At 64.5% G+C, this 2863-nt stretch carries 3 protein-coding genes; 1 reads left to right on the top strand and 2 read right to left on the bottom strand.

Going from position 1 to position 2863, the window contains the following annotated elements:
* The coding region (locus tag ACTIIH_RS16185; protein ID WP_441452844.1) for a serine hydrolase domain-containing protein at nt 1-974 on the top strand (974 nt) is incomplete at its 5' end.
* Nucleotides 975-1026: 52 nt separating this feature from the next.
* Here the strand turns inward: ACTIIH_RS16185 and ACTIIH_RS16180 are convergent.
* The gene (locus ACTIIH_RS16180) at nt 1027-1293 is read right to left on the bottom strand and encodes a hypothetical protein (RefSeq protein ID WP_441090754.1); all 267 of its coding nucleotides are present in this window, start codon (nt 1291-1293) and stop codon (nt 1027-1029) included.
* An 89-nt stretch (nt 1294-1382) separates the two neighbouring features.
* Nucleotides 1383-2861 carry a M50 family metallopeptidase gene (locus ACTIIH_RS16175; protein ID WP_441452843.1) on the bottom strand — a complete coding sequence of 493 codons (1479 nt, stop codon included), beginning with the start codon at nt 2859-2861 and terminating at the stop codon, nt 1383-1385.
* Nucleotides 2862-2863: the final 2 nt, after the last annotated feature.

Raw genomic sequence — 2863 nt, 5'->3', positions numbered from 1 at the left:
ATGAGTATTCGAACCTCGGCTATGCGCTTCTCGGCATGGTCGCCGAGGCGGTCACAGGCAGGGCTTTCACCGATCTCGTGTCCACTGAGACCTTCGATCCCCTGAAGCTCACGCGCACCGGTTTCGACCACACGGACTTCCCAGACCTGGCGACCGGGTACCGCGTCGACCTGGACGGCGGCCTCCACCCGGCCGAACTCACCGGCCCAGGAGTCTTCTCTCCCATCGGCGGGGTCATCTCCACGGTGAACGACATCGGCACATGGATGGATGCGCATCTCGACGCCCTCGAACGCATGGACTCCTATGCTCCCGGATCCTGGTCGCGGATACTGACCGACAACCAGCAGCCACGACGGACCATGGAGATCCAGACAAGCGACCACCACGCGGAGACGCTCAGCTACGGGTACGGTCTCGAGACTCGTCTGGACACGCGATTCGGCCGCATCGTCTGCCATTCCGGCGGCTACCCAGGATACGGCTCACATATGCGTTGGTTCCCCAATCTGGGGCTCAGCCTCGTCGTCCTCGGCAATACGACCTATTACCCGGCGCAGCGCGTCGTCCAGGACGCGCTCGACCTCGGATGGTCGACGGCCACGGGACGACAGGACACCCGGCTGGAACGGAGTGCCACCTCGGCGCCAGTGCCCCGTTATCCCGCCGCCCAACCCCAGATCGATGCCGTGATGGCCGCGGCGAATCTCGTCAACGACTTCGATGACACCGTCGCCGAGGAGATCTTCTCCATGAACATGGACCTCGACGAACCGCGCGACGAGAGGCGGGAGCGCTTCGCCCGGTGGCGGGCGGAGAAACAGATCGACCGACCTCTCACCGAGGCGGACCTCGAGATGGTCTCCCCGCTGCGTGGAGTGGTCACGGTGCCGGGCACGGCAGATGAGAACGCCACGATCACGGTCGGACTCAATCACCTCGGTGAGGTGCAGGCGGTCACCCTCAGTGCCTGAACGGGTCCGCCACTGAACGGACTGGTCACTCAACCGCAGATGGCTCACGCCTTCATTCCACGACGAAGTTACTCAGCCCTGCGAACTTGAGAATGAACGGTGCGATCGACATCAGGACGAGCAGTGAGGCGACCGTCCACAGCCAGGTCATCTTCGCCCTGTGTCCGCGGACTCTCGTCCCCATTGCGAACAGTGGGCTGAGCAGCGGCAGCCCGTAGAAGAGCGGAGTCAGCGCGAAGGCGAGCGCAAGGAATCCGATGAACGTCCATTCCGTTCGCGAGAAGAAAGGCTCACGTGGCTTGGTCTCAGTATTCTCCACTCGCACCATCCTCGCCGAGATCGCCCAAACTGCATGTCCGGTCTACCTGCCAGAGCCCGGCCCGGCCTATCCACCGGAACGGACCCAACCTACCCGCCGGAGTTGAAGATCGCGTCGAGGGTGATCGGTTTGACGAGGTCGACGTAGACGAGCAGCGCCGTCATGCACAGCATCAGTCCGATGCACACGTACGTCAGCGGCAGCAGTTTGGCCGTGTCGAAGGGACCGACCAGCCCGCGTCCGCGCCACCGGTTGATGCGGCGGCGCGCACCTTCGTAGAGGCCCACGGCGATGTGTCCGCCGTCGAGGGGCAGCAGCGGGATCATGTTGAACGCGAAGAGGAAGATGTTGAGCGAGCCGAGCATGCCCAGCCCCATCTGCGCCTTGTCGACGACGTCGATCTGGTCGGTCGAGACGATCTCACCGGCGATGCGGCCGACGCCGACCATGCCGACGAGTCCCTCGGCGTCGCGGTCCTTCGTGCCGACGGCCACCTCGCCGATGTCGACGAGTTTGACCGGCAGCGTCAGGATCGCATGGAAGACTCCCGAGACTTGGTCCCACACGGCACCGGGGAACTCGGCGAGCGGTAGGGACTGGCGTTCCTGCACCGGTCCGACGCCGAAGAATCCCTGGGTCTCGGTCTGTGGAGTTCCATCCGGGTTGAGCACGGCCTTGCCGGTGTCGTCGACTTTCGGCCGTTCGGTGGCGATGATCGGCACCGTCACCGTCTGGGCCTGACCGTCGCGGATGAAGTCGACGTCGACACGTTCGCCGGCATGGTCCTTGATGACCGAGGACAGCTGGTCCCAGTCCTTCGTCTCGACGCCGGCGATCGCGGTGATCTCGTCACCCGGCTTGATCCCAGCCTCCCACGCGGGGGTGAGCTGATCGTCGTCACGGCAGGTGTTCTGCTCCGAGGCGGGACGCTGCTGCGCTTCTGAGGCGGGCACCGCACATTCGACGACGGTCTGGACGGTCGTCGTCGGAGTGATCACACCGATGCCCAGCAGCGAGATCGCCATGATGAGGATGCCCAGAACGAGATTGACCAAGGGACCGGAGAACATGACGACGAGGCGTTTGGGCACGCTGAGCGCATAGAACGTCCGGTGCTCCTCCCCCGGCTCGATCTCCTGATTCGAGAACCCCCGGGCATCGGCCATCGTGTCCTCGAACAGCCGCCCTTTCCGTTTCTTCCGGTCCCGACGCAGCGGTGCGGCGGCGCCGTCATCCGTCCCGTCGCCGAGGCGGCCCGAGGTTTCGTTGTCGGTCGAGTCGAGTGCGGCGTTAGGTCCGGCTGCCGTGCCGCCCTTCTGCGCAGCCGCGGCTGTCTCATGGCGAGCCTTCGTCGCCTCCTCGGGCGGATACATTCCCGGCATCGCGATGAACCCGCCGAGGGGGAACGCCTTGATTCCGTATTCGGTCTCGCCGCGGCGGAAGGAGAACAGGGTCGGTCCGAAGCCGACCATATAGTGCGTGACTTTGACTCCGAACTTCTTCGCCGGAGTGAGATGGCCGAGTTCGTGCAGCGCAATCGAGATCGAGATGCCGATGAGGAACAGGATGA

The organism is Brevibacterium sp., assembly GCF_052105255.1.
GTDB lineage: Bacteria > Actinomycetota > Actinomycetes > Actinomycetales > Brevibacteriaceae > Brevibacterium > Brevibacterium linens_B.
This window is presented reverse-complemented; position numbering and strand designations above follow the sequence as displayed.